Origin of the sequence: Paractinoplanes polyasparticus, assembly GCF_019710575.1 — a bacterium.
GTDB lineage: Bacteria > Actinomycetota > Actinomycetes > Mycobacteriales > Micromonosporaceae > Actinoplanes > Actinoplanes polyasparticus.
Map to the genome: position 1 here is coordinate 56,012 of NZ_JAHWFK010000059.1, position 25,798 is coordinate 81,809.

General features: G+C 68.7%; 27 protein-coding genes and 1 pseudogene. 8 read left to right on the top strand and 20 right to left on the bottom strand.

Annotation, left to right across the window (positions count from 1 at the left end):
* The first annotated feature begins 47 nt into the window (after positions 1–47).
* The 4 genes and pseudogenes from KXC43_RS43920 (at position 48) to KXC43_RS43930 (ending at position 2,975) form a co-directional block, all read left to right on the top strand.
* Entirely contained in the window at positions 48–683 is a 636-nt protein-coding gene (locus KXC43_RS43920; protein ID WP_221382218.1) for a toll/interleukin-1 receptor domain-containing protein, read from the top strand.
* Positions 680–1,633: pseudogene (locus KXC43_RS51950) on the top strand (toll/interleukin-1 receptor domain-containing protein); the annotation flags it as partial. The gene KXC43_RS43920 and the pseudogene KXC43_RS51950, both read left to right, overlap by 4 nt.
* A gap of 159 nt (positions 1,634–1,792) precedes the next feature.
* Entirely contained in the window at positions 1,793–2,500 is a 708-nt protein-coding gene (locus tag KXC43_RS51955; protein WP_308129531.1) for a Crp/Fnr family transcriptional regulator, read from the top strand.
* A gap of 82 nt (positions 2,501–2,582) precedes the next feature.
* Positions 2,583–2,975 carry an ester cyclase gene (locus KXC43_RS43930; RefSeq protein WP_221382220.1) on the top strand — a complete coding sequence of 131 codons (393 nt, stop codon included), beginning with the start codon at positions 2,583–2,585 and terminating at the stop codon, positions 2,973–2,975.
* A 67-nt stretch (positions 2,976–3,042) separates the two neighbouring features.
* On the opposite strand, the gene KXC43_RS43935 is transcribed toward KXC43_RS43930, so the two are convergent.
* From KXC43_RS43935 to KXC43_RS43960, 6 genes are all read right to left on the bottom strand, one after another.
* Complete coding sequence (locus KXC43_RS43935; RefSeq protein WP_308129527.1) at positions 3,043–4,632, bottom strand: acyl-CoA dehydrogenase family protein; 1,590 nt, start codon at positions 4,630–4,632, stop codon at positions 3,043–3,045.
* 418 nt (positions 4,633–5,050) lie between these two features.
* Positions 5,051–5,617 carry a GAF domain-containing protein gene (locus KXC43_RS43940; RefSeq protein WP_255645852.1) on the bottom strand — a complete coding sequence of 189 codons (567 nt, stop codon included), beginning with the start codon at positions 5,615–5,617 and terminating at the stop codon, positions 5,051–5,053.
* Positions 5,614–6,189 (bottom strand): GTP-binding protein, encoded by a 576-nt coding sequence (locus KXC43_RS43945; RefSeq protein WP_221382221.1) that lies wholly within the window; start codon positions 6,187–6,189, stop codon positions 5,614–5,616. Before KXC43_RS43945 ends, KXC43_RS43940 begins: the two co-directional genes overlap by 4 nt.
* Positions 6,167–6,541 (bottom strand): DUF742 domain-containing protein, encoded by a 375-nt coding sequence (locus tag KXC43_RS43950; RefSeq protein WP_221382222.1) that lies wholly within the window; start codon positions 6,539–6,541, stop codon positions 6,167–6,169. Before KXC43_RS43950 ends, KXC43_RS43945 begins: the two co-directional genes overlap by 23 nt.
* On the bottom strand, positions 6,538–6,972 hold the full coding sequence (locus tag KXC43_RS43955) for a roadblock/LC7 domain-containing protein (protein ID WP_221382223.1): 435 nt from the start codon (positions 6,970–6,972) through the stop codon (positions 6,538–6,540). The genes KXC43_RS43950 and KXC43_RS43955 overlap by 4 nt, the downstream gene beginning before the upstream one ends.
* 34 nt (positions 6,973–7,006) lie before the next feature.
* Positions 7,007–8,356, bottom strand: a complete 1,350-nt coding sequence (locus KXC43_RS43960; RefSeq protein ID WP_221382224.1) for an ATP-binding protein — start codon at positions 8,354–8,356, stop codon at positions 7,007–7,009.
* Between the two features lie 432 nt (positions 8,357–8,788).
* Here KXC43_RS43960 and KXC43_RS43965 point away from each other — a divergent pair, with 432 nt between their 5' ends.
* Positions 8,789–9,379, top strand: coding sequence for a cation transporting ATPase C-terminal domain-containing protein (locus tag KXC43_RS43965; RefSeq protein ID WP_221382225.1), 591 nt, complete (start codon positions 8,789–8,791; stop codon positions 9,377–9,379).
* A gap of 121 nt (positions 9,380–9,500) precedes the next feature.
* Here the strand turns inward: KXC43_RS43965 and KXC43_RS43970 are convergent, their stop codons facing one another.
* The gene (locus KXC43_RS43970; RefSeq protein WP_221382226.1) at positions 9,501–9,710 is read right to left on the bottom strand and encodes a hypothetical protein; all 210 of its coding nucleotides are present in this window, start codon (positions 9,708–9,710) and stop codon (positions 9,501–9,503) included.
* A 21-nt stretch (positions 9,711–9,731) separates the two neighbouring features.
* Positions 9,732–10,124 carry a DUF6325 family protein gene (locus KXC43_RS43975; RefSeq protein ID WP_221382227.1) on the bottom strand — a complete coding sequence of 131 codons (393 nt, stop codon included), beginning with the start codon at positions 10,122–10,124 and terminating at the stop codon, positions 9,732–9,734.
* A 337-nt stretch (positions 10,125–10,461) separates the two neighbouring features.
* Between KXC43_RS43975 and KXC43_RS43980 the strand changes: the two genes are divergently transcribed.
* Positions 10,462–13,113 carry a helix-turn-helix transcriptional regulator gene (locus KXC43_RS43980; protein WP_308129528.1) on the top strand — a complete coding sequence of 884 codons (2,652 nt, stop codon included), beginning with the start codon at positions 10,462–10,464 and terminating at the stop codon, positions 13,111–13,113.
* Positions 13,114–13,167: 54 nt separating this feature from the next.
* Here the strand turns inward: KXC43_RS43980 and ppk2 are convergent, their stop codons facing one another.
* From ppk2 to KXC43_RS43995, 3 genes are all read right to left on the bottom strand, one after another.
* Positions 13,168–13,935, bottom strand: coding sequence for a polyphosphate kinase 2 (ppk2, locus tag KXC43_RS43985; RefSeq protein WP_255645853.1), 768 nt, complete (start codon positions 13,933–13,935; stop codon positions 13,168–13,170).
* A 148-nt stretch (positions 13,936–14,083) separates the two neighbouring features.
* Positions 14,084–14,692 (bottom strand): HdeD family acid-resistance protein, encoded by a 609-nt coding sequence (locus tag KXC43_RS43990; protein WP_221382229.1) that lies wholly within the window; start codon positions 14,690–14,692, stop codon positions 14,084–14,086.
* Positions 14,689–15,663 (bottom strand): YhjD/YihY/BrkB family envelope integrity protein, encoded by a 975-nt coding sequence (locus tag KXC43_RS43995; RefSeq protein WP_221382230.1) that lies wholly within the window; start codon positions 15,661–15,663, stop codon positions 14,689–14,691. The genes KXC43_RS43990 and KXC43_RS43995 overlap by 4 nt, the downstream gene beginning before the upstream one ends.
* A gap of 148 nt (positions 15,664–15,811) precedes the next feature.
* Here KXC43_RS43995 and KXC43_RS44000 point away from each other — a divergent pair, with 148 nt between their 5' ends.
* Positions 15,812–17,086: a cation:proton antiporter gene (locus KXC43_RS44000; RefSeq protein WP_221382231.1), complete on the top strand. Its 1,275-nt coding sequence runs from the start codon at positions 15,812–15,814 to the stop codon at positions 17,084–17,086.
* A 102-nt stretch (positions 17,087–17,188) separates the two neighbouring features.
* Here the strand turns inward: KXC43_RS44000 and KXC43_RS44005 are convergent, their stop codons facing one another.
* The 7 genes from KXC43_RS44005 to KXC43_RS44035 form a co-directional block, all read right to left on the bottom strand.
* Positions 17,189–17,419, bottom strand: coding sequence for a DUF8691 family protein (locus tag KXC43_RS44005; RefSeq protein ID WP_221382232.1), 231 nt, complete (start codon positions 17,417–17,419; stop codon positions 17,189–17,191).
* 137 nt (positions 17,420–17,556) lie between these two features.
* Positions 17,557–18,033 (bottom strand): DUF7144 family membrane protein, encoded by a 477-nt coding sequence (locus tag KXC43_RS44010; protein WP_221382233.1) that lies wholly within the window; start codon positions 18,031–18,033, stop codon positions 17,557–17,559.
* Positions 18,034–18,696: 663 nt separating this feature from the next.
* Positions 18,697–19,020 (bottom strand): hypothetical protein, encoded by a 324-nt coding sequence (locus KXC43_RS44015; RefSeq protein ID WP_221382234.1) that lies wholly within the window; start codon positions 19,018–19,020, stop codon positions 18,697–18,699.
* 96 nt (positions 19,021–19,116) lie between these two features.
* A complete protein-coding gene (locus KXC43_RS44020) occupies positions 19,117–19,983 on the bottom strand; it encodes a carbohydrate ABC transporter permease (RefSeq protein ID WP_221382235.1) in 867 nt (288 codons plus the stop codon).
* Positions 19,983–20,981 carry a carbohydrate ABC transporter permease gene (locus KXC43_RS44025; protein WP_221382236.1) on the bottom strand — a complete coding sequence of 333 codons (999 nt, stop codon included), beginning with the start codon at positions 20,979–20,981 and terminating at the stop codon, positions 19,983–19,985. Before KXC43_RS44025 ends, KXC43_RS44020 begins: the two co-directional genes overlap by 1 nt.
* On the bottom strand, positions 20,981–22,387 hold the full coding sequence (locus KXC43_RS44030; RefSeq protein ID WP_221382237.1) for an ABC transporter substrate-binding protein: 1,407 nt from the start codon (positions 22,385–22,387) through the stop codon (positions 20,981–20,983). Before KXC43_RS44030 ends, KXC43_RS44025 begins: the two co-directional genes overlap by 1 nt.
* A gap of 52 nt (positions 22,388–22,439) precedes the next feature.
* Positions 22,440–22,715: a hypothetical protein gene (locus KXC43_RS44035; RefSeq protein ID WP_221382277.1), complete on the bottom strand. Its 276-nt coding sequence runs from the start codon at positions 22,713–22,715 to the stop codon at positions 22,440–22,442.
* Here KXC43_RS44035 and KXC43_RS44040 point away from each other — a divergent pair, their 5' ends adjacent.
* Positions 22,716–24,902, top strand: a complete 2,187-nt coding sequence (locus KXC43_RS44040; protein ID WP_308129529.1) for an esterase-like activity of phytase family protein — start codon at positions 22,716–22,718, stop codon at positions 24,900–24,902. It abuts the gene before it with no gap.
* 88 nt (positions 24,903–24,990) lie between these two features.
* On the opposite strand, the gene KXC43_RS44045 is transcribed toward KXC43_RS44040, so the two are convergent.
* On the bottom strand, positions 24,991–25,164 hold the full coding sequence (locus tag KXC43_RS44045) for a hypothetical protein (protein WP_221382239.1): 174 nt from the start codon (positions 25,162–25,164) through the stop codon (positions 24,991–24,993).
* A 71-nt stretch (positions 25,165–25,235) separates the two neighbouring features.
* On the bottom strand, positions 25,236–25,772 hold the full coding sequence (locus tag KXC43_RS44050; protein ID WP_221382240.1) for a hypothetical protein: 537 nt from the start codon (positions 25,770–25,772) through the stop codon (positions 25,236–25,238).
* Positions 25,773–25,798: the final 26 nt, after the last annotated feature.

The window sequence follows — 25,798 nt, forward strand, 5'->3', positions numbered from 1 at the left end:
CTATATCGTCGGTCTCGGGAGGCCGGCGACGGACCAGGGCGGAGCGCTTGGCGTACACGGAGAAGACGGCGGGTAGCGCGTCGACGTCCGTGCCGGCGTTCGACGTCTTCCTCAGCCACGACCATGCGGACGCCGAAATGGTCGAGGAGATCGGGCGGCTGGTCCGGCAGAACTACGGGTATCGGGTGTGGCTCGACCGCTGGGTTCTGGTGCCCGGCGGCAATTGGCAGCAGGAGATGACGAAAGGGCTCGGCGAGGCCGCCACATGTGCGGTGTTCATCGGCAAGCAGACCGCGCAGGGGTGGTTCAGACAAGAGATCGAACGCGCGCTGAACAACCAGGCCGCGCATCCCGACTATCGCGTCATTCCGGTTCTGCTGCCGGATGCCCCGCCGGGTCACCCGAGTGCCGTGCTGCCAGGGTTCCTCGAGCTGCGGACTTGGGTCGACTTCCGTGCCGGCCTCAGTGATTCCTATGCGCTTCACCTACTGCGTAGTGGTATCGCAGGAATCGCACCGGGTCCATGGCCTCCGCTGGAGATGCCGCCCTTGGCGGTAGACGGCGACGTCGTGCTCGACTCGATCAAACGGGAGTTGCGGGACCTCGACCAACTGAAGGACCTGCTGCACGAGACGGTCATCATTGAGATGCAGCGCCGCATCCTGTCGCGGAGGTTCACGTGAGCACAGAACGTGACAGCGCGAGTCGAGTCCTCATCAGCTACGCGTCCGGCGATGTGGGCGAGGCCGAGTCCATCGCACGGATGCTCACCGGCGTCGGCTTGAGGCCATGGTTCGATCGGTGGGACCTGGTGCCAGGCAGCGACCGGCTCGCGTCCGTGAGCAGGGCGATGGCCGCAGCGAAAACAGTGCTGGAGTTGATCGGGGCGCGGTCGGACGAGCATTGGCGTGAAGTCGAGCAGTTGGCGTCGACCGAAGGTGTGCCCCGATTCGTGCCGGTGCTGCTGCCGCAAGCGATTGAAGTTCCCGTTGGTCTCGCCGATCGTGAGCCTGTGGATCTGCGTGGCCTGAGGTTGGATTCGATAGAGGCTGTTACCGCGCTTGTCCGCGCCGTAATGGGTACGGCTGACCCTGTCGGGCCGCCGCAGACTGCTGCGCCCGATGACTTGCAGCGGGCCCTCGGCTCCGCGCGCCGGATTCTTGGTGAGGACCACGTCGAGACACTCATCGTGGCGGCGAACCTTGCCACTACTTTGCACCTGCGCGGTGACTACGGGGCCGCCCGGCGAGTGTTCGAGGATGTCGTTGAGCGCAGTCGGCGGGTGTTCGGCGACGAGAATCCGTTCACTGTTACCGCCGGCGCCAATCTCGCCGCCTCCCTGTGGTCGCTCGGCAGCTACGAACGGGCTCGACAACTGCTCGAGGATACGATTGCTGTGGCGGGCCGGGTGCTCGAGCCGGACGGTTTGGATCTCGGCAAGCTGCACGGCAACCTGGCAGTGGTCCTTCACGACCTCGGCGACAATGACCGAGCGCTTGACGAGTGCCGCGAGGCCCTACGGATCACCGAAGCCGTTCTCGGCCCTGACCACCCGGCGGCCGCCAGTCGGCACGTCGACCTCGGTGACCTGCTGGAGAGCGTGGGCCGGCTGGCTGCGGCGGCCGAGGAGTATCAACGAGCGCTGCACACCAACGAGGCCGCCTTGAGGCCGAACGACCCTGCCGATGAAGTGGACGAAGCCGTCATCGATCTTACCGACCGGCGGATTGAAGAAGGGGCGACCGCCGGGCCGGCCGGAGTTGATCACTCAGCTGAACCTCCCGGGGACGAGATTGATCGGCTTGCGGGGGTTGAGATCTTCTCCGGCTTGGAACCGGCCGCCCACCAGCAGATCATCGCCGTCGCGACTCCACGTTCCTACCGCAAGGGCGAGACTCTTTTCTTCGAACATGACCCCGGCGAGTCCCTGATCATCTTGCGCCGAGGCGCAGTCGCCATCTTCCGCACTGCGCCTACCGGCGAGCGCCGAGTCCTCACCGTGGTTCGTCCGCCCGACGTGATCGGTGAGGTGTCACTCCTGGATTCCTCCGCCCGCAGCGCGTCGGCCGAAGCCATTGAGGACTCGCAGACGCTGAGCCTGTCGCGGTCGGCGTTCTTCGACCTCATTCGCGCCCATCCGCGCATCCTCGACGCGGTGATGCGCTCGGTCGGCGGGCTGATCCGCCGGCTCACCGAGCAGAACACCGACCACGTCTTTCTCGACCTGCCGGGCCGGGTGGCCAAGACTCTGGTCCGGCTGGCCGGCGACTCGCAGGCGCCATTGATCACGATCGAGCTCAGCCAGAGTCAGCTCGCCGAGATGGCTGAGGGCTCGCGGCAGAGTGTCAACCAGGCCATCGGTTCATTCGCCACCCGCGGCTGGCTGCGTGCCGAGGGCCGCCGGATCGTCGTCAGCGATTTGCCGGCGCTGCGGCGGCGAGCAGGAATGAGGGAGCCGAACGAGGGTCGTCGCTCGCCGGAGGCTCATTGGCCGGCATGAACCACTTCAGGCCGGGCATCGCAATCGGCGCCGACGTTCACGTCCGTTGCATCGCCGGCCCGCGTACCCGGAAGGAATGCCGATGAGTGGCACCGATCTGCGCAAGGTCTACCTCGCCTACCTTGAGGCGGCCAACGCCCGCGAGTTCGATCGTATGGCCGAGTTCGCTCACGACATCGTCGTCTTCAACGGCGAGGCCGTGTCCCGTGATGACTACGTCGCCGCGATGCGGGAGGCCGTCGGCTCGGTGCGGGACTATGTCTGGCACCTCGACGACCTGCTCGTCGAGGATGACCGGGTGGCGGCCCGGCTGACTGTCACCGGCACGCCGGTGACGGAGTGGCTCGGCCTGCAGCCCACCGGCCGCGACGTCACCTTCACCGAGTTCGCGTTCTACCACTTCCGCGACGGCCGCTTCGAGCGCATGTGGTACCTCCTCGACGCCCGGGCCATCGAGAAACAACTGGCAGCCTGACAACAACCCCAGCGGTGGGGAGTAGCCGATGCTCGTCAGGCTGTGCCCGGTGGCAGCACCGGCCGTGTCATCTGAGCAGCGGGTCGGATCGCCACTCCTCGGCGGGCCAGCGCCGTTGGTCCACGTCACCGATGACCTGGGCGTAGCCGGCGACGTGCTGGTCGAACTCCGCCTTGGTGGGCAGGCTTCCACGGGAACCGGCCTGTGCGCTGCGAAGCCGCCGCCGTAGCTGGTGCTCGGTCCACGAGGCGGTGTAACCGTCCATCGCGGAGCGGGCGGCGGCTTCGCTCGTCACCATTGTCAGCAGGGTCCAGCACACCAGCTCGCCGACGACAGCCGCGTGGATGTGCTGGGCGGCGGCATCGTCGGGACGGTCGGCGCCGATCTCCGCCACCTGGTCGATCAGCTTGAGCACGGGCGCGGCCGGACGGGTCCGGTGCACGAGTTTCGTGAACTGGTCGGGATGTCTGACCAGCGTGGCGCCCAGGTACACCGTGATCGCCTCGGTGGAGCCCTCGAAGATGCGGAACAACCGGTAGTCGCGAAAGTGCTGGCCGACGGTGTTGGTGTCGAGGAAGCCCCGGGCGCCCAGCACCTGCAGGGACGTGTCGATGGCCTTCCAGCCGAGCTCACACCCCAGGATCTTCGCGCAGAAATACCACGCGTCGGGCACGTCCTGCCCCGCGTCCCGCCACGTCGCCATGCGGGAGATCAATGTCTCCACCGCTTGAATCGCGGCCGCGGTCTCGGCCAGCACCTCGCGTATGCGGCCGTTCTCGGCCAGGGAGCCGGTGGCGACCTCGCGGCCTTGCGTGAATCTCTGAGCCAGCTCGAGAGAGCGCATGGCCGCCCCCATCGCCATCGCGGCCAGCACCGCACGACCGCCCATGAATGCCGCTTTGGCGGTGGCGAGGCCGTTTCCCTCGGCCCCCAGCAGCGCGGACGGGGGCACTCTGAGGTTGTTGAAGGTGAGATCGTACTGGGGCACTGCCCGCAGGCCCAGGGTGAGCATCTCCGGACCGATGGCAAAACCCGGTGTACGGCTGTCCACCAGGAAGCCGGTGATGCCCAGGGGGCGGCCGCGCTCGTCGCGAAGCCCGGCGAAGATGTTGACGTACCGGGCGTCGCCGCCCAGCGAGATCCACTTCTTGGCGCCCTTGATCGTGTACGAGCCGTCCGGATGCCTGGTCGCACTGGTGGTCATGCCCCGGACGTGGGAGCCGATGCCCGGTTCGCTGATCGCGCTGGTGGTCAGGGCTTGTCCCGCGGCCAGGCGGGGCAACACGCGGCCCTTGACCTCGTCGGTCGCGGACAACAGGATCGGCGCTATTCCGAGCGTGTTGTGCACCGCGCAGAAAACGGCGAGATTGGCATCGATGGCTCCCAATTGAGTGAACAATTGGTTCATGTCGGAGTGGGACAGATCCTGTCCGCCGAGTTCGCGGGGGACCTGCAGGCCGAGCAGGCCCGCTTCGGCGAATTCCGATATCATTGCGGGTGGCAATGAGCGGCGCTCGTCCATCAGCCGGGAGTTCAGGAAATTCTGAGCGTACGTGCGCAGGAACCGCAGCATATCCGCTGTCGATGATGATTTCGGCCGGTCCTCCGTCGCCGCGCTGAGGGCGGCATCCTGATTCATGGCCTTGGCGTCCGTCATTCGCTCCTCCGGGGATTTCGATATTCGCCCGTCGGAGTTCGACGCTCGGCTGGATATCGTGTGCAGGCGCCGGCGCTGACTCGGGAATGAGGGTTCGCCGAGAATGGTGGCGGCGCGCAGTAATCCGGTGCTGGCAGAAGACCTGTCCAGGGTCCTGGGGGTTTACGTTTGTCCCTGTCCCGACCGAACTCTACAGCGGGCCTTCTGGTTCCTCAACGGGGTCGCGTCGTCACGCGCAGTGATGGTCGCCAGTTGATGTCCACGGCGGGAGCGAAACGCCGTGGCCGAGCCTGGACGCATGCCGCTCCTCCAGGGCGGCCAGCCGGATAGGGCGGATTCGCCCCTTTGCACGATGCATGCTGACCGGCGGGCGGCTGAAGAGAACTGCCTCGCGGGAGGGAGCTGGGAGAAACGGGGGCTAATTGCCCTCGCGGGTGTGGATCTGGGCGACCAGCTCCGCGGCGAGCGCCTTGATCGTCTCGAGCCCCGGCCGTCCCCAGGGTCGCGGTTCGACGTCCACCACGCAGACCGTGCCCAGGGCGACACCGGTGCGATCGATCAGGGGAGCGCCCAGGTAGGACCGGATGCCGATCTCGTCCACCACCGGGTTCCCGGCGAACCGCGGATAGTCGCAGACGTCGTCGAGCACCAGTGCCTTACGCCGGACCACGACGTGCGGGCAGTATCCGTGCTCGCGCGAGAAGGTGCGACCGGCCAAGCCGGCGCGGAGAGCGGCCGGCACCGATGCGCCGGTGTACAGACCGCCCAGGTACTGGCGGTCCTCCTGGATGAAATTCACCATCGCGAGCGGCGCGCTGGTGATGTCACCGACGCGGCGCGCGAATTCGTCGAGTTGCGGATCCGCGTCGTCCCCGAGCCCGAGCTTCCGCAGCCGGCGCAGGCGGGCCGGCACCTCCGGATCGGCCGGGGTGAGCAGATGGCGTCCGGACGGGTCGTAGATCATGCCGGGGCTCCGTTCGGTCATCGACAGGCTTGCTGGGCGAGGAGGTGCTGCATCAAGCCGATGAGCACGCCGGTGGCGGACCGTTGATCGCGCGCGTCGCAGAGCACGATGGGCGTGTCCGGTTTCAGGTCGAGAGCACTGCGTACGTCGTCCGGCTCGTACCGGCACGTCGTGTCGAACTCGTTGACCGCGACCAGAAAGCCGATGCCCCGCGACTCGAAGAAATCGACCGCCGGGAAGCAGTCCTCCAACCGGCGGGTGTCGGCCAGCACGACCGCGCCCATCGCGCCGCTGGACAACTCGTCCCACATGAACCAGAAGCGTTCCTGCCCGGGCGTGCCGAACAGGTAGAGCACGTGTTGCTGGCTGATCGTGATGCGGCCGAAATCCATCGCGACCGTGGTCGTTGACTTGCCCTCGACACCGGTGAGCCGGTCCGTGCCCACGCTCGCGGTGGTGAGCAGTTCCTCGGTGTGCAGCGGCTCGATCTCGCTGACCGCGCCGACGAACGTCGTCTTGCCCACGCCGAAGCCGCCCGCGATCAGCAGCTTGAGCGCGGACGGGAACCCGTCAGATCCGTCGTTCAAGGGCATCGAGGATGGCCTCCAATACCGTCAAGTTGGTGGAATCAGCCATCGGGTCGGGGGCGCGGGTGTCCACCACTCCCCAATCCACCAGGTCGGAAAGCAGGATCTTGGTGACGACGGCGGGCAGCCTCAGCCGCGCTGCGACCTCGGCGACCGTGGTGAAGCTGTCGCAGAGCCCGAGTGCCTGGGCGTGCTCCGGTCCGAGCTGACCCTGGGGGCGGCGGCCGGTGGCGATCACCATCGACAGCAGTTCCATCCGGGTGGTCGGTTCGGTCCTGCCGTTGCTCACTGTGTACGGCCGGATGAGGCGTCCCGCGGCGTCGTCGAACCAGTGCTCATCGGTGTCCAGCACGCTCACCGTCCGCGCACGTCCAGGAACTCGGGTTCATGCCGGGCCGGTGTGGACAGGTACGGCCGCACGCTCTTGACCATTTGCGCCATCTCGTAGCCCAGCACGCCCGGGTCGGCCGCCTTCCCCGCCACCACCGCGAGCACCGCCCCGGAGCCGGCCGCCGAGACGAACAGCAGCGAGTCCTCCAGCTCAGCCACCACCTGCCGGACGCGGTCGCTGCCCCCGAACCGGGTACCGGCGCTACGGGCCAGCGAGAACAGCCCCGAGGCGACCGCGGCCAAGTGGTCGGCACCGTCGTCGTCGAGCCCGTGGGCGGCCTTGCGCAGCCCGTCGGACGACAGAAGCAACGCGCTCCTGGTATCCGGAACGCGGTCGATCAGGCCCGACAACAACCAGACCAGGTCCTGAGACGTACGTGCGGAATCGGTGCGCGACATGAGAGCCGGGCCTTTCTGGGATCGGAGCCACTGGTCAGCCATGACTGTCGGGGCGGGGTGGATCCGCCTCGCCCTGCGAGACGCCGCTCATGAACGACGCCATCAGGCCCGGTTGGTGTTCACCGGCCGGTTCCGCCGTCGCGTGGGACGGGCCGAGCTGCAGTTGCGGGGCCATGTGGGTCTGCCGGCGGCGGCGCGGCAGCGGGGGCCGCGACGGTGTGGCCGGCGCCGGCTGCTGCGCAACGGTCGCGACGGCGGTCGGCCGGGCCTCGACGTGGCTGCGGCCCGTGTGCGGCAGCGACACGGCGTCCGGAGGGACCTGAGCCGTCGTGACGGTCGGACGGTCGGACTGACCGAGCGGCCGGGGCTGAACAGGAAGCGGTTCCCGCACCGGGATCCGCTGCTGGAGCGGAACCCGTCGCTCGAGTGGGGGCCGCTCCGCCGGTTCCTGCAGCTGTGGTGCCGGCGGCGCGGATTCGATCGCCGAAGCCATCAGCACGGGCGGCAGAATGATCACGGCTTGGATGCCGCCGTAGATGTTGCTCTGCAGCTGCACGACGATCCCGTGCTGCCGGGCGATCATCGAGACCACGTAGAGCCCGATCCGCCCGTCCCGCAGCAGGTCGTCGAGGTTGGTGTCGTCGGGGTTGACCAGCAGCTGGTTGACCCGGTCGAGATCGGCGCGCTGCATGCCGAGCCCGCGGTCCTCGACCTCGATCGCCATCCCGGAGGCGACCTGCTGCGCACGGAGCAGCACCTGGGTGTGCGGCGGCGCGAACATCGTCGCGTTCTCGATCAGTTCGGCGATCAGGTGGATGACGCTGGCAACGGCGTGCCCGGGCAGCGTGCCGTCGATGGGCGGCACCAGCTTGACCCGCGAGTAGTGCTCGACCTCGGCGATCGCCGAGCGCAGCACCTCGGTCAGCGCGACCGGCCGGCTCCACTGCCGGCGCGACACCGACCCGCCGAGCACCGCCAGGTTTTCCGCGTGCCGCCTGATCCGGGTGGCCAGATGGTCGACCTGGAAGAGGCCCTTGAGCAGGTCGGGGTCCTCGACTTCGTTCTCCAGCCCGTCGAGGAGCTTGATCTCCCGATGCACCAGCGACTGCAGCCGCCGGGACAGGTTGACGAAGACCTCGACGTGCCGGCCCCCGGCGTGTGCCGCCGGACCCTGGGCTGTGCCCGCCGTCTGCGCCTGTGCCTGCCGGAGCCGCTCGGTGAGCTGGTCGACCTCGGCGCGGGCCGCCATCAGCGCGGCCCGGGACTCGGCGGCCGAGGCCTGCAACTCGCCGGCCCGGGAACCGGAGTACCGGACCGCCCAGACGACGGAAAGGGCCGCGCCGAGCACGGCGACCGCGGCGATCAGATAAGGGAGGGCGACCATGAGCATCCTTGTGTTCGACGATGCGGCAGTGTCCGGTCGGTGGAGAAGGCATTCACTGTAAATCGCGGCGCAGGCACGACCAAGGCCGGAATTGCGTACGGCATCGATGAGGTGAATCGGCTGGCCTCGATGTGGGTCCTTATCAACTGAATGGGTGAATCGACCGTGACATGAGACCTGGAGCAGGCTAAGGTCTCGGCGGCAGTCATCTGCCTCGGGCCGCCTCGGTCGGCGAATTGGGTCTGCACAGAGCGTTCTCGCGGTGACATCGTCCGGGCCGAGATTCGCGACGGCGTCTGTTTCTTGACCATTCCGATGACACGGCCGTAACGGATTGACGGCTCGTTCGTTGTCGGCCGGGTGCCGATGGCAGACGCCGAGCTCGTCAATTCGTGTATTGGCTCCGGCCCGCACGACGAGCCGTGAAGCTGGGTGTCGCCGGGCCCGCACACGCCGGGCCCGCACACGCCGGGCGCGCTGCAGACCCTGTGGCTCAACTTCACCACCCAGGTCTTCCAGTCCGTCGGCCTCGGTTACGGCAAGGCCGACCCCGACATCATGAAACGCCGGCCCCGCCGCTCCGACGAGCCGTTGCTGAGTGGCCGGGCGCTGGGCTGGCTCAGCCTCGTCGGCCTGATCATGGGTCTTGTCACCCTGGTGGTCATCTGGTGGGCCGACCGGCAGTACGGCGTGGACGTGGCCCGGACCATGGGTCTGACCGCTTTCTCCATCGCCAACCTGGCGTTCTCCCTGACGGTCCGCAGCGACCTGCGCTCCGTGTTCAGCCTGGAGACCTTCGGCGACCGGCGGTTCGTGGTGACCACCGGCATGTCCGTCGTCGCCATCGTCCTGGCGACTGAGCTCGGGCTGTTCCAGCGCATCCTGAACACCACCACCCTCAGCCTCGGACAGTGGGCGGTGTGTCTGCTGGCCGGCCTGGTCGTCGTGATTCCCACCGAACTCCGCAAGATCGTGCTGCGCAACCGGGCGGAACGTGCGCCGAGCGAGGGAAGAGCATCGTGACCGCCCCGGCCGTGCTGCGCAGGAGTGCTGTGCCCCGGCGTTGAAGGGCCCCGGTCACCGCGGCGGTGAGAGTGCGCCGTGGTGACCGGGGCCGGCTCTTCGAGCGCCGAGGATACGAGGCTCAGGTTCGGTGGTCGACCGGATTCGGAGGTTGCCGCGCGGCGCGGCGGGTCATGGCCATATCCACACCCAGGCCGATCAGGGCGCCGCCGGCCGAGGCGGCCATCGGCAGCACGATCAGGAGACTGTAGTCCGGCTTCGGCGGACGACCTCGCAGGACGTCGTAGGCGGCGGTGGCCCGCCGCCAAGCAGTGCTCCGTTTCCTGCTCATTGCTCTCCTCCGGTTGGTCGATCAGCGCCCGACTGCGGCCGGTGCGCCCGAGATGTGGGTGAGGGCGACGATGCTGCCGTCGGAGGTCGCCACGGGAGAGTGGAGATCCAGGACCCAGCGGTGCTCCAGAAGCACCGCCAGCGCCTCGGTGCCGTAGGCGACGAGTTCCGCGATCTCGGCGACATCGACCGCGGTGATGAGACCGCTGGTCAACCAGGCCAGATCGCTGAGGCCCGGCACGTCGTCCAGCTCGACTGCCAGCGCTTGACCGGTCGCATCGATACGGACCACCACGACATCGACCACGCGCATGATGCCTTCGGTGGGGAGTCGACGGAGCGCGGCCCAGGCCCCATCGCGGAATCGTTCGACGGGGAAGGACAACACGACCATTTCCATCGGGCCCAGCGCCATGGTCCTGAGCCTGCGCCGTTGCGTCGGCGTGTTCCTCATCCGTGCGGGATGAAACCGACCGGCACCACATGGCTGCTGCTCTGCCCGGCCGAGCCGGGCGCATCGACCTCGGCGAGTCTCCGCGGCCAGCTGCCGAATCATCCTGCACGGGGGACGTGGAAGCCCGGGGCGTACATCGAAACTGGGGCGACGCCGAACACTGTGCGCCATGGGACGCACATTACTTTCTGCTACGGTTGCCAACCGGACAGCGATCATCCCGATGGTTGGGCGTCCCGCAACAGTGTTGATCGGGCCTGTGGCACACGGCCGGACCAAGACCGACGAGTGAATCGGCGTGTCCGTTTCGACAGCGGCCCGCAGGACCGCACGGGGGCTGGAGGAACGGATGCGGGAATTGGCCGATCATGACATCTCACTCCGCGGATCGGGCGCCCGTACGGCCGGGCCCCGGCTACCGACCAACATCATCCCGCGGGCCCGCCTCATCGAAGCGATCGACGTGGGTACGCGAGGCACCGCGACGGTGATCTCCGCCGGCGCCGGCTGGGGCAAGTCCACGTTGGCCGCCTCCTGGAGCTCGGCCCGCGCGGTGCCCGGCCCGATCGCCTGGCTGACGGTGCACGACGAGCACAACGACCCGGACGTGTTCTGGTCGGACCTCCTCCGGGCTATGGCGTCGGTCGGCGTGGTGCTGCCCGGCAACCCGCCGGCTGTCGACGAACGGGATTGTCAGCGACGGATCGGTGTTGCCGCGGCGCGCCTTCGCACGCCCGTCGTGGTGGTACTGGACGACGTGCACAAGCTGGTGGACCGACGGGTGCTCGGAGGGCTCGGCAGCTTTGTGCGCCGCGCGCCCGCGCAGGTGCGCTTCGTGCTGTCCGGCCGGCACGCGACCGGTATCTCGTTGCACCAGCTACGGGTTTCCGGCGAACTCACCGAAATCGGCGCCGCCGACCTCGCCTTCCGGGTCGACGAGGCGACCGCCCTGCTCACCCTGCTGGGCGGTCGGATGACCGCCGCGCAGCTGGCAGCGACGGTCCGCCATGTCGAGGGATGGCCGGTCGGTCTTCGGCTCGCCCTCCTGGCCGACGGAAGTCCGCGGCCCGAGCGAGCGGCCGACACCTACCTGTTCGATGAGGTCCTGGCCGGTCAGCTCGAGGTCCGCCGGCGGTTCCTGCTGCGCACCAGTGTGCCGGACCGGATCTGTGGCCCGCTGGCCGATGCCCTGACCGGAAACCAGGACGGGCAGCGGACGCTGGAACAGCTGGCGTCGGAGAACTCGTTCATCGAGTCGGTCGGCAGTGGCCGATGGTTCCGTTATCACCCCAGCTTCCGCGCCGCCCTGCGGCGCCGCCTGCAATCGACCGAGCCCGCGATCGTGCCGCAGTTGCACCTGCGATCGGCACGGTGGCACGCGGTTTCGGGGGACATCCTGCCTGCCCTGACCCATGCCGCGGTCGCCACGAACTGGCAGCTGGTCGCCGAACTGGTCGTCGGGCGAGGCCTGCCGATGTTCGCCTCGCCCGACCGCGCCGATTTTGTGGAGGTGCTCGACCGGATCCCGCCGGAGCGCCTCTCGGACTCCGCCGAGCTTGCGCTCTGCGGCGCCCTTGTCGCCTACCAGCACGGCGACCTGCCGGGCATGTCCCAGCCACTCGGCGTGGCGCGAGCCCTGCGAGCGGCGGCCCGCCCCCACCGTCCCGAACCGATCGACGTTGCGCTCGGCCTGATCGAGTCCGCGACGCTGGTGCGATGGCAGGGCGACCTGTCCCGCCTCCTGGCAATATCCACCGATCTGATTGCCGACGCCGCCACTTTGTACACGGATCAGGGACCGGCCCTCGCGCAATACCGCACGCTGGCGTTGTCCAACAAGGCGGTGGCCATGATGTGGCTGGGTCATTTCGACCACGCCGACCGCTATCTGTGGGCGGCCGCCTCCAACGCCCGCGCTGCCGGCCTGCCCCTGGTGGGGGCGAATTCCCTCGGTCATCTGGCACTGCTGGCCTTCTTCCGCGGCTCGGTAGGCGAAGCGGAGGAGCACGCGACGGCTGCCATGACGATGGCGGACCGCGCCGACGCCCCGTCGCATCCCGTGGTCGCGGCGGCGCGCCTGGCCCGGGCCCTGATCGAGTTGGAACGCGGACGCGACGTCCAAGCGGCCGAGGAGCTGCGCCGTTCCCGGCAGGCCGGCGGTGAGATCCGCGAGTTCGCGTTGACCGTGGTCGCCGCGCTCGTACGGGCCCGAATACTGACCGACAGCGGTGACGAGAGCGGCGCCCGCGCAGCGCTGCGCGACGTCTGGACGCACGCGCGACCGTTGAGGTCGCCGTTGCTGGTCCGGCTGAGCGAAGTGACCGAGTCCGAGATCGACCTCGCGTTCGGCGGGGCGGCGGCGGTCGTGGCCCGGTACGGCGGCGGTCGTCGGCTGTCGCCCTCGGAACAGCTGTGCCTGGCTCGCGCGTACCTCGCCGGCGCGCGCGAGTCCGAGGGCGAGGCCCTGCTGGCGGTGATCCGGGCGAGTGCGGACCGGGTCTCGGCCGTGGCGGCCTGGGTATTCATCGCGCTGATGGCGGACGCGCACGGTCGCGTCGGCCAGGCCGGCGTGGCGCTGCAGCGAGCACTGGCCCTCGCTGAGCCGGAACGAATCCGCCGGCCGTTCCAGCATCTCGACTCACAGCGAGTATTCGCCCTGGCCGAGACGCAGCAATGGCTGGCCGAGCTGCGGGACGCGGCGGGTGACGACGCGCTGGCCGAGATCACCGGCGAGTTGCCGACGGTCGTGCCGGCGGCCCTGCCGTTGAGCGAACGGGAGATGGAAGTGCTCCAGTACCTGCCGACAATGCTCACCGCGGGTGAGATCGCCGACAACCTGACCATCTCGGTCAACACGGTGAAGGCTCACATGCGGTCGATCTATCGCAAGTTCGGTGCCGGACGCCGCCGTGAGGCGGTAGTGGTCGCTCGGCAGCTGGGTCTCCTGTGACAGTTTCCGGAAGGGGTTCGCCGCTGTTCCGGCGTCTCGACGCCGCGGCGACCGTCAGAACGGCGTGGGTATCTGGTCGACCGTCAGAGCGGGTTCGCGATAGCCGTCGGCCTGTTGCCGCTTCGGGAGCTTGGTGTCCCGCGACGGCAGGGGCTTGTACGGGACACTGTCGAGCAGATGTGTGATGACGTTGAGCCGCCCGCGCTTCTTGTCGTTGGTCTGTGCGACGTGCCACGGCGCCCACGACGTGTCGGTGGTCCGGAACATCTCATCGCGCGCGCGGGAGTAGTCGTACCAATGGGTGTAGGACCGCAGGTCGAGATCGGACAACTTCCAGACCTTGCGCGGATCGTTGATCCTGTTTCGCAGTCGGCGGGTCTGTTCCTCCGGGCTGACCTCCAACCAGTACTTGAGCAGAATCACGCCGGAGTCCACGATGGCCCGCTCGACGTCCGGGGCGGCCCGGAGGAACTGGCGGGTCTGTTCCTCGGTGCAGAAGCCCATGACGCGTTCCACGCCTGCGCGGTTGTACCAGCTACGGTCGAAGATCACCACGTCGCCCGCGCCCGGCAGGTGGGGGATGTAGCGCTGGATGTACATCTGCGATCGTTCGCGCTCGGTCGGGGCGGGCAGCGCCACCACGCGAAACACACGTGGACTCACTCGTTCGGTGATGGCCTTGATCATGCCGCCCTTGCCGGCCGTGTCGCGTCCCTCGAAGACGACGCAGATCTTCGCGCCGGAGCTCTTCACCCACTCCTGCATGGCCACCAGCTCACCGTGCAGGCGGCGCAGCTCGCGCAGATACACCTTGGCTCTCATCCGCGATGGCTCGGACGATCCGCCGGCTTCGGCAGGGCGCACGTTCTTCTTGGTCATGTCTCGGTTCCTCAGTTCTCGGGTCGTGACGGTGGCGGAGACGCCGGTGTTCCGCGACAGCCGCCTACCAGTCGCGTGAACTCGCAGCCGACTACGTTCGGTGCGCTCGCATGCCGGCGATCGCGATGATCACCGCGCCGATGCCGACGAAGACCAGGACAGTGGCGCCGATGAAGACGAACACACCGAAGCCGATCTTCGGCCACGCCAGGATGGTGACAGCGCCGATCACCGCGACCAGTCCGATGGCGAACCGCGCTCCGCCTCGCTCCTCGGCCGGGCCGCCGATGACGAGCATGATCTGCGCCAGGCCGTCCAGCAGCCAGCCGACAGCCACGACGATGGTCAGCACGACCAGCGATCCGGTGAGATTCCGGAGGCAGAGGATGCCGAGCAGGCCGGTCAGCACACCGAAGACGACGCCCAGCACACGGTGCATGACCGGATATGTGGACTGAAAAAGCGAGAAGGCGGCCCGGACGAAGCCGCTCACGATGAGGTTGAGCCCGAACAGGACCGCGATCACCTGGACGGTCGCTTCGGGCCACGCGAACGCCGCGCCGCCGAGCAGGATCGCGACGATGCCACCGAGCAGCCGCAGCCAGTACCGATTCGCGGTGACGGCCGATTCCCCCGGCGCCGCCCGCGGTTCGTCGTCGGCGGTGGCGGGTCGGGGCCCTTGTGCGGGTGTCGCAGTCATGGCGCCATGCTGCGTCCGCGGCCCTCCGGCGGACTCATCCCGGAGGCATGATTGCGCCCGCGCAGCAACCGGCCGGCCGGACCCTCGTCCACCGTGAGCACCTGGCCGAGGATGGCGCTGAGCAGCACGCAGAACGCCACGATGTAGAGCCAGCCGATGTAGGTGAAGGCCGCCCCGATGGTGCCGTAGCGGTCCGCGCTGGTCGCCAGGGCGCGGGGCAGGTAGACCGACCCGACCGGCCGGACCACCAGCATCACCAGGCCGAAGATGAACCCGCCGGCCATGAGCAGGCGGACCGCAACGGCGTTGCTCAGCAGTAGGCGGGGGATGAGCACGACGACGCCGATATCGGCCAGGAGCAACAGGGCAGCCCCGCTCAGGTGCGGCATCGGCAGCTTGCCGGTCACCCCGCCCAGCAGGCGTGATCCCACCATGAACGCGGCCAGAGCCAGCACGGTGACCAGCCACCGCCACGACGCCCTGGGACCGGACGGGGCCCTACCCAGGTCCCAGACAGCGGCGTAGGCCCGAGCCAGTGCCCGTGCCAGTCCGGTCGAGGACACCAGCACGATCAGACCGCCCAGAACACCGAAGGCGCTGAAGCCGCCATGACCGAATGCGTCGTTCAGCACCCGGCGTGAGGTCTCGGGCAGTCCGGCCGCCTCGGCCAGCTCGTGGCCCGGTCCGGTACCCAGCACCGAGCCCAGCAGGATCAGAACCGGAAAAATGGACGTGAACGCTTGCGCGGCGAGCGTCATGGCCCGGTCGAAGAGCTGCACCCGTATCACGCCGGATGTGGCCCGGGCGACCAGACGGACGGGCCCCCGCCGGGTCAGCCACGTCAGTGGTGGTTGCAGCCGTGAGGGCACGAGGGCCAGGACGCGCGTCACGCGTTCCGCCCACTCGTCCGGCGTGGCCTCGACCGCGGCGGGCCCGGGGCCGGAGTCGCGATCATCCGGAACAGGTCGCACGACGCTGAGAGCTCCCTTCGCGCGAGTGTGGTCGTATGTTCTCCGCCACGGGGCCGGCGCACGCCATCCGCCAGGAATGAGAGGGCAGTCGACGGGCGGGGGCGACGCTGTCATCCACGCCGGATGAGCCGCTCGACGGAGCGGCACGATGACATCAGGTATGGCCGCTGGCGCGCTCGCCGTCATGACGGCCGTCGTGTTCGTCTGGGGGACGTTCTCGGCGCGGTTGACGCGCTCCGACGTCACCGGCCCCATCGTGTTCGTCGGTGTCGGGATGCTGATCGCCGCCACGCCGCCACTCGGCGCCCACACCAGGACCGAGGCGGTCATGGTGCTCACCGAGGCGACGCTGGTATGGGTGCTGTTCTCCGACGCCTCCCGGGTCGGTCTCCGCGAGCTGCGGACCGATGCCGGACTGTACGGGCGGCTCCTCGGGGTGGGACTGCCGCTCACGGTCGCCGCGGGGGCTGTCTGCGCGTGGTGGTTGCTGGACGTCCCGGTGTGGCCGGCGCTGCTGATCGGCGCGGCGCTGGCGCCGACCGACGCGGCGCTCGGTGCGATCGTCATCACCCACCCGGCCGTGCCGGCGCGGATTCGCCGGTTGCTCAACGTGGAAAGCGGGCTCAATGACGGCATCGTGACGCCGATCGTGCTGGTCGCGCTGGCCGGTGTCGCCACCGCCGGCGGGCACGGTGGCTCGAGCGTGCTCGACGCGGTTGTCCAGCTGGCCGTGGGAGTCGCGGTGGGCACAGCCGGCGGCCGGCTCATGCGCACTGCCGGTGCTCGGGGCTGGGTCCAGGAAAGCTTCGCCGGTCCGGCTGTGCTGGCCCTGGCCCTGTCGACCTACGCGGCGGCCGTGGCCTGCCACGGCAACGGTTTCGTGGCCGCTTTCGCTGGTGGGATCGCGTTCGGTCACATGGCCGGAGACCGTGGTCCCCGCGGAGCCTTCTACGTGGAGCAGACTGCGGGACTGGCCTCACTGCTGGTGTGGACGCTGGTGGGGGCGGTCGCAGTGCCGCTGTTGTACGGCCGGTTGGACTGGCCCGTTGCCGGCTACGTGGTCCTGAGCCTGACGGTCGTCCGGATCATTCCCGTGGCGCTGAGCCTCGCCGGCGCCGGTCTGGGCCGGCGCACCGTGCTGTTCGTCGCCTGGTTCGGGCCGCGTGGGCTGGCATCGGTGGTCTTCTCCCTGCTCGCCGTCGAGGAACTCGGCGCCGCGGCCACTCCCGTGGTGGTGGTCATCGTCAGCACCATCCTGATGAGCGTTCTGGCCCACGGGGTGACCGCCGGCCCGCTCGCCGCGCGCTACGGCGCCGGCACACCACCTGACCGGCCGCCTCTGCGCGAGCCGGCACACACCGCACGTCTGTCGTGGCGGGTACAGGATTCGGCGAGACCGCCGGCCGACAGGAAGTCATCCTGACCCACAAGGTGGCGCGCGTCAGATCTCGAGCTCATCACCGGCCGGTACCGACCGCGACCCCAGGTCCGGCGCCGGCGCGGCTGACCCACGGTAGGGCGGGACTCAACTGCGGCCCACCGGCTGCCGGGTCACCTCGTCGCTCGAACACCGCACCCGCACCATCTCGACGCCGTAGCCGTCGAGCCGTGTCAGCAGGGCACGCAGCTCTCCGGTGGACAGGCGCCCACTGATGGTCGACTGCCGCGCCACGGACTCGCAGTGAAGGTCGGCTAAGACGGTGCGCAGTAAGGGCCCGAGATAGCCCCGTACGCGGATCTCGAACGTGACGCCCATGGTGACCGGACCTCCCGGAGCTGTAAGCGTGGCGATGATGTCCCCACCACTCTCGCCTGCTCCGGACGTTTCGAGTTCATCCACTGCGGGTGGTCATGCGGTAGCGGCGCCGCCACCGGCGTCCCTCGGTCGGTGGGTCACGATCGCGGTCCGGTGCGAAGCGCCTTGGCCGCGCCGCCATGGACCACCAGCGCGTAGATGGCCAGGACGTCCAACCCGACGACGATCAGTGTCCAGAACGGGTACGCGGCGGCGAACCCGAGGTTCACCAGGGCATTGGTCGCGGCCACGACGACGGCCACGACACGGGCCCACGGGTAGCCGACGACGACGCCGAGACCCGACGCCAGCAGCGCCACTCCGACGATCAGAAGCGCCCAGCCCCAGATCGTGTAGTTCACATCGATCGCCGGACCGCTCGCGGTGGTCGCGTAGAAGTCGTCGTTCACCAGGGCAACGACACCTTGCATCACAGTGAGGAACCCGGAGAAGGAAAGAAGGATGCCGACAAACAGGACCCAGCTGAGCCAGACGATCTCCTTCGACAAGCTCGAGCGGGCCGGATGTGTGTCTACCCGGTGCGCCGCCGGACGGGATCGTTGCATGTCAGTCATTTGCTTTCTCCTAGGAGCGCTTCGCACGGCCCTCGTTGTCCCGGCGAGTCTCATCGGTCGACGGGACGCCATGCCTCACCTGTCATGGATGAGGTCCGACCCGGGCGGTGCGCCGTGCGGTGGCCCGTGACGAGGCGAATGCCCGTCATCGCGTCGGGCTCATCCCGCAGAGATGACGTGCGCACATCCCGCAGGGGCGATCCTCTGCGAACCAGTCGGGACCGGTCGGAAATCGTTCCGGCGGGGTGACTCGCCGCGGTGCCGTAGCTGCCACGGTAGGCGGAGCGGGACCGTACCGGTCCGGATCGGAGGCACGACGATGAATAACACGCAAGCAGTGGAGAGTCGGAAACCAGTTCGCCGGTTGCTTGTCGCGGCCGCGGTGCTCGAGGCGACGGCGGGGGTGCTGGCATGCGCCGGACTTGTGCTGTGCACGGTCGCGGTCACCGCGTTGACCCGGCAACGCGTAGCCAGAATGGAAACTCCCCCGAGCGAGCTGGCACGGCAACGGTGGAACAGGGCCCGGGCCGCGACGTCCGCCGGCATGGAGGCCTGGCGGGGCGGGCCGTTGATCTCCGACGGCGTACGGTCCAGAACGGAGAAAGCCGGGCTCTGAGCCGGACAGGGACTGGGCGCGAGGGACGGCGCCCGGTCACTGGACTGCTATCGCTGCATGAGCTGGAACGAGTGCCGGCCGAGATGGCCCTCGAAGAGCAGGCAGACGACATCCTGCTCACTTTCGCCGGGCGCGGTGGAACACGCAACGACCTGCTCGATCTCCGAGGCGCTCAGTGTCCAGCGAATCCACCACTCGATCATGTCGCTCTGCTGGCCCAGGTCGCCGTGCGCGCCGTCATGGCCGAATTCGATCTGACACTCGTAGATCCGCCGGACCTGACGCATGGCGTACGGCCGTCGCCTGAGCCAGTGGATCTGAGAGTCGCTTAGTTCGATCCGTGCAGGACAGTTGTCGCCGAGCGAGACCACGAACTGACCATACTGGGAGTACCGGCTGCTCGCGACCCGGCGATCTCGAAGACACAGCAGCGCAACGCCAGGGCAGGACCGGCTCGCCGGCGACGCTCAACCCTTGTCCGCGCCCGCGGTCAGACCCTCCGTCAGCAAACGCTCGGCTGCGAAGAAGATGATGACGATCGGCAGGGTGAGCACCACCGAGCCCGCCATCAGCACTGTCTTGCTCACCTCGATGCCGCCGGAGAGTTGCGCCAGCCCGAGCGACACCGTCCAGTCCGCCCGTTCCTCGACGAGAAACAGCAGGGCGAACAGGAATTCGTTCCACGCGATCATGAACACGTAGAGAGCGTTCGCCATGACGGCGGGCGCCGCCAGCGGGAGAATCACCTTGCGGATGGTCTGCAGGCGGCTGTAACCGTCGACGGCGGCCGCCTCCTCCAGGCTGACCGGGATCGTCGTCAGGTAGTTGCGCAGCATGTAGATCGACACCGGGAGGGTCTGCGCGATGTAGACGATGGTCAGACCGATCAGCGAGCCGCGCAGTCCGAGCCGGGTGAACAGCACGAACAGCGGGATGGCGAGCAGGATCGACGGGAACAGGTAGACCGACAGGAACAGGAAGTGCACCTGACGGCGGCCGGTGAACCGCAGCCGGCTGACCGCGTACGCCCCGGGGATGGACACCAGCAGGGTCATGACCGTGGCGGCGACCGACACCAGCGCGGAGTTGGACAGGAACTTGAGGAAACCCTGCCCGCCGCTACCGCTGGGGGTGAGCACCTCGCGGTAGGTGTCGATGGTCCACTCGCTGATGCCGACCCAGATGCGGCCGGGGTTCTGCAGCACCTCGTCGATGGGCCGCACCGACAGCAGCAGCATGTAATAGAACGGGAACAGGGTCACCACGACGAGTCCGGCGATGACGATCCAGCGCAGGACCCGGAGCACCCGGGTCTCGACGGCGGCGCGGTCCATCAGTCCTCGTTCCCCTCGACCCGGGGGGCCATGAATCGCAGGTAGATGATCAGCAGTACGACCAGGCCGGCCGCGAGAACCAGGGCCTGGGCGGAGGCGGCGCCGATGTCGAAGCGGGCGGTGAGGAACTCGTACACCCGCACGCTTACCACCTCGGTGCCGGCACCGCCCCCGGTGAGCAGGTAGACATCGTCGAACTTGTTGAACGTCATGATGAAGCGCAGCACGGTGAGCAGCGCGATGACCGCGCCGAGCTGCGGCAGCAGGATGTGCCGGAAGATCTGGGTGGGCGCGGCCCCGTCGACCCGGGCGGCTTCCTCGAGGTCGGCGGGCACAGCCTGCAGCCGGGCCAGCAGGAACAGGAACGCGAACGGAAAATAGCGCCACCCCTCGAAGGCGATGACGGTGAGCAACGCCAGGGGGACGTCGACCTGCCAGCCGAACAGCGACATCGTGTACTCGCGCTGGCTCAGGAAGGCCAGCGGCCGGTCCCATCCGAAGAATCGGGCGCCCCAGTCGTTGACGAGGCCGAACTGGGGGCTGAGCAGGATGTTCCACACGAATGTCATGGCGACCACGGGCGCCACGTAGGGCAGCAACACCGACGCGCGGACCAGGGTGCGCCCGCGGAACCGGCCGCGCAGCGCCAGCGCGGCGATGAGCCCGAAGAAGATCGAGAGGAACGTGGCGCCGACGGTGTAGATCAGGGTGGTCCACAGCGATGACCAGAAGCCCGGCGAGGTGAGCACCAGTTCCAGGTTGGCCAGGGTGAAATTGTCGAACAGCCCGGCGCGGCGCAGGTTGACCAGGCGGATCCGCTGGAAGGCGAGCACGACCGTCCAGATGATCGGCAGGACGACGACCACCAGCACCACGACCAGCGTGGGTGACAGGTACGCCAGCCCGGCCCGGTTCTCCAACTGGCGCCGGGTCAGCGGTTTACGGCCGGACGACGGACCCGCGGTCGGCTCGGTGGCCGGCTCGTGGACGACGGCCATTACTCGAGTGACTTCTGGATCGTCTCGACGTCCTCGGCGGCCCGTTTCGCCGCGCCGGCCGGGTCGAGCTCACCGCCGGTCATGGCGTTGATCGCCTTGGGCACCGGCAGTTCGCCGAGCGTGGCGCCGACCAGCGCGCCCTGCTTCTGCGGGAAGCCCCAGCGCTGGAAGGTGTCGGGGCTCTGAGCGAGGGCGTCGATCACCTCGGGCGGGTAGATCTCGCCCAGCGGCTTCTTGGTGTCCACGCCGGCCGGCAGGTCGTTCCACGCGGTGGTGAACTTGGTGGCCTCCTGCTCAGTGCCCTTGCGGACCGGGAACTTGCCCTCGGGGGCGATGCCCAGCCAGTCGGTGTAGCCCTCGTTCATCATGTACGCCACGAAACGTTTGGCGGCGTCGGTCTGTTCGCCGCCGTTGGTGACCGCCCAGCTGGTGATCTCGCCGAACTGCGAGGGCCGGCCGCCCGGGCCCGCGATGGCCGTGACGATGCCGCTGTTCTTGGCCAGGAACGCCTTGTCGGTCTTGCACTGCGGGCAGGTCGGCACCGCGTCGTTGCGCAGCCCGGCCATCTCGTCCAGCAGGAACGACGACCAGACCACCATGGCGGCCTTGCCGGAGAAGTACGTGGCCCGGGTGGTGTCGACGTCCTGAGCCCCCGGCACCGAGTAGTTCTTCACCAGGTCGTCGTACAACTGGAAGGTCTGCACGCACTGCGGCGAGTCGAGGGTGATGTTCTTGGCCTCGTCGACGAGCTGACAGTTGGCGCCGAGCGCGAAGTTCTCGAAGCTCTGCGCGGTGAACGCGTCGTTCGGCACGGTGGCCGTGGTGATGCCGGCGATGGCCTTGCTGTTGAGTTTCTGCGCCGCCTGGCGGATCTTGTCGTGGGTGTCCGGCGCGGGCAGGCCCGCCGCGTCGAACAGGTCCTTGCGATAGAACAGCAGCTGCGCCCAGCCGTCGGAGGGCACCGCGAGCTGGGTGCCGTCCTGCCTGGTCAGTTCCAGCGCTCGCGGTGAGAAAGTGGCGGTGCCGAGCTGATCGACGATCGTCTTGGCGGCTTCGGTGTCCAGCAAGCCGTTGGTGGACATCTGCGCGACCGCGGCCAGCGGCAGCGCACCCACCACATCGGGCAGGGTGCCGCCCGCGGCGGCGGAGGTGATCAGGCTGCTGAACTGGTTCTCGTCGGTCGCCACGATCTTGACCTTGATCCCGGTCGCCGTGGTGAACCTGTCCGCGATCGCCTGTGTGGCGGCCACCCGGTCGGTCTGGTTCTCCAGGCTCCACACGGTGAGGGTGGCATCGGCCGTGCCCCCGTCGTCGCCGCCGCAACCGGCCAGTGCCGCTGTCGCCGCCAACGTCAGCAGGCCGGCGAGCGCGACCCCTTTCCGGGGCGTGCGGATGTCGGCTCTCATGAGATGTCCTCTCGCCGAGACATCGATCAACTTAACGGTCGTTTGCATCACATCAAGGAAACGACCAGCTGACAAGAACCTCGCGGCTGCCCTCTGATGCTTTCGGGCTGATGTCAGTCCGGGCGACCATGATGCCGGCGGCGGTGGCGTAGCCGGCCGGCCGCACGATCTCCGCCCCGGTCGGCCGCGATTCCACATTGAGGCCGGCCAACATGCAAACGCCATCCAGAGGATGTCCGGAAACAGACGGCCAGTTGTTCACCGCGTGGTGACCATCGAGCGGGAACGATGGCACGCTGCGTTCCCGCCGTTGTTGCACGGTATCCACGTGACGACAATCGCACGACAGATATGGGCGGTCGCTGCAGCGACCGTCGTGATCTCAGCGCTGGTGGTGGCGCCGGCCTCGCCCGCCGCGGCGGGCGCCCAGAAGTCCTGCGGGCCGGACGCGTCGCTGCTCGGCTTCTCCGACGCGCTCGACAAGACGACGTTCCAGGGCACCCAGGTCGCCGGGCTGTCGGCGCTGGCGCTGACCCGGGGCTCGCGGGCGCTCGCGCTGGTCGACAACATCGGTGCCACTCCGGCCCGGATCTACGACGTGGACCTGGCGAGGAAGGCCGTCCGCGGTGTCACCTTCCTGACCCGGCCGGACGGTACGGCGTACACGGGAACTGATTTTGACGGTGAAGGGCTGGTGGTCGAGCGGTTCGGGCGGACCGTGCTGGCCAGCTCCGAGCGGGAGCCGTCGATCCGGCGGTTCCGGCTCGCCGATGGCCGGGAGATCGCCTCGCTGCCGGTGCCGGTGCGGTTCCAGGTGACGCCGGGCGGTCAGGCGGCGGTCAACCAGACCTTCGAGGCGCTGGCCGCCACCCCGGATCACCGGGTGCTCTATGCCGGCATGGAAGGTCCGCTGGCCGGCGACGGTGACGGGCACCGGATCATCCGGTACGAGAAGGACAGGCCGATCGCCCAGTACGCCTACCGCACCGATCCGGCCCTGGGCCTGGTCGAGCTGGTGGCGCTCGGCGACGACCAGCTGCTCGCCGTGGAGCGCGGCTTCACTGCTGGTGTCGGCAACACCGTACGGATCTATCGGGTCTCGGCGACCGGAGCGCCCGACGTGACCGCCGTCGAGTCGCTGACCACGCTGACCGATCCACGCGCCTGGCTCGGCAAACAGCTGCTGGTCGACCTCGTGAACTGCCCGCCGTCCGGCGCGACCGCGAAGCAGCCGCAGCCCAACCCGCTGCTCGACAACATCGAGGGTGCGGCGCTCGGCGAGCGGCTGCCCGGTGGTCGTCGCGTCCTGCACCTGATCTCCGACGACAACGGCAGCGGCACCCAGGTCACCCGGCTGTACACGCTGGCCGTCACGATCCGCCCGGAGGCGACGCTGCGGGGCCGCGCGATCCTGTCCGCGACGGCCTACCAGCCGGGTCCGGTCTCCGGCACTGAGCTGGCGCCCACCCCGGTCAACGGGATCACCCCGCCGTTTCCGGGCCAGCCGATCCCCGGTTTCTCCGCTGTGATCCCGGCCGGCGCCGGTGACCGGTCCGGCCGCCACCTGCTCGCCATGCCGGACAACGGGTTCGGCGCGAAGAACAACTCCGCCGACTTCCTGCTTCGTGCATATCGCATCGACCCGGACTACCGCACGCACGAGGTGAACGTCCGCGGCTTCATCAGCTTCCGCGACCCGGACCGCAAGGTGCCGTTCCCGATCGTCAACGCGGACACCGGGGATCGGCTGCTGACCGGCGCCGACTTCGACATCGAGTCGCTGGCCCGCGACTACCGCGGTGACCTGTGGCTGGGTGAGGAGTTCGGGCCGTACCTGCTCCGCACCGACCGCACCGGAAGGGTGCTGCAGGCGCCCATCCCGCTGCCGGACGGCGGCAAGTCGCCGCAGTCGCCGGACCTGGCGCCGGGGGAGACCGCGACCGTGCCGGCCAGCCGCGGCTTCGAGGCGCTCGCGGTCAGCCGGGACGGCAAGACGCTCTACCCGATCCTCGAGGGCGCCCGCACCGACGACGCCGACCAGCGCCGCCGGATCGTGTACGAGTTCGATGTGCGAGCCAACCGTTACACGAGCCGCACCTGGACGTTCCGCGTCGACGACCCGTCCTTGGTGGTGGGGGATGCCGCGGTGCTGGACGGCCGGCGGCTGCTGCTGATCGAGCGGGACAACGCGATGGGCCCGCAGTCGGTGGTCAAGCGTCTGGTCGTCACGGACCTCGACGCCGCTGATGCCTCCGGTGTCCTTCCCCGGCGCACCGCGGTCGACCTGATGCGCGTCGCCGACCCGTCCGGCGTGTCCACCCCGGCCCGCCCGGGCGAGTACGGCGTCGGTCCGCTGTTCTCGTTCCCGTTGCAGTCGGTCGAATCGGTCCTGCCGCTGTCCGGCAACAAGGTGCTGGTCGCCAACGACAACAATTTCCCGGGCAACGACGGCCGCATCCCGGGCCGTGCCGACGACACCGAGCTGATCGTCGTCGACGTGCCCGGACTGCGTTAGGACATCGGCGGGGAACGGGCCGCACTCACAGCGGCCCGTTCCTCGCACCGCAACAACCGAATGAGAGCGTGGCCGTGGGCCGGCGGGCTCAGGCGATCTGCGGGTCGGTTGGCAAGCCCGGCTCCTGGTCGGCTCGGGATGGGCGGGCGATCAGCGCGGCGGACGCCAGCGCGAGGAGGCCCGCGATCACCAGATTCTTGTTCAGCGCGGGGGAGTCCGTCCAACCCAGGCCGGGGTTCAGGCTGTCCGCGAACGCTTCCATCGGGCTGGATGCCAGTGCGCGGTGCACGAACTCGTTCCAGCCCTGGCTCTCGTGGTTCGGGAGATAGCGGATCAGATACAGGTAGATCGAGACGGCGGGGACCGGCCGTGAATCTCGACCAGGCGGGTTTCGCTGTAGTAGGCGGTCACCTCCAGCCGGATGCCGGATTTGTCGGCGGTGAAGGCCGCCCGCCGGTAGTGGATGCCGTCGTTGCCGCCCGAGACCACGACCGGAGTGGGCTCCCACCCGGCGGCGGCCATCCGATCGCGGGCGCGGCCGACTGCCTCAGTGGCGTCCACGCCGGGTCTGAGCTGAGCCGCGCCGTCCATCCGCAATCGCCTCTGAATCGGGTGCGGCTCCAGGGTGGCGTCGGAGCCGACCGCTTGGCCGGCGACCGGGCCCACGGCCGGCATCTTCGGAAAAGCCCACATCCCGGCCCAGGACCCGGCGGCTGCCCCGATGGCGCCACCGATCAGCAGGGCCAGCACGGCAGTGACCACCGCCAGCGGCCGCCCAGGCGGCAGCCGGAAGCGCTCGCGCAGCCCGTCGAACACCAACTGCCAGCGATCGGCTCTGGTCGGACCGCCCGGTCCGGCGGCGTCAGCCATCGTTGCGATCAACTCGGACCCGTGCC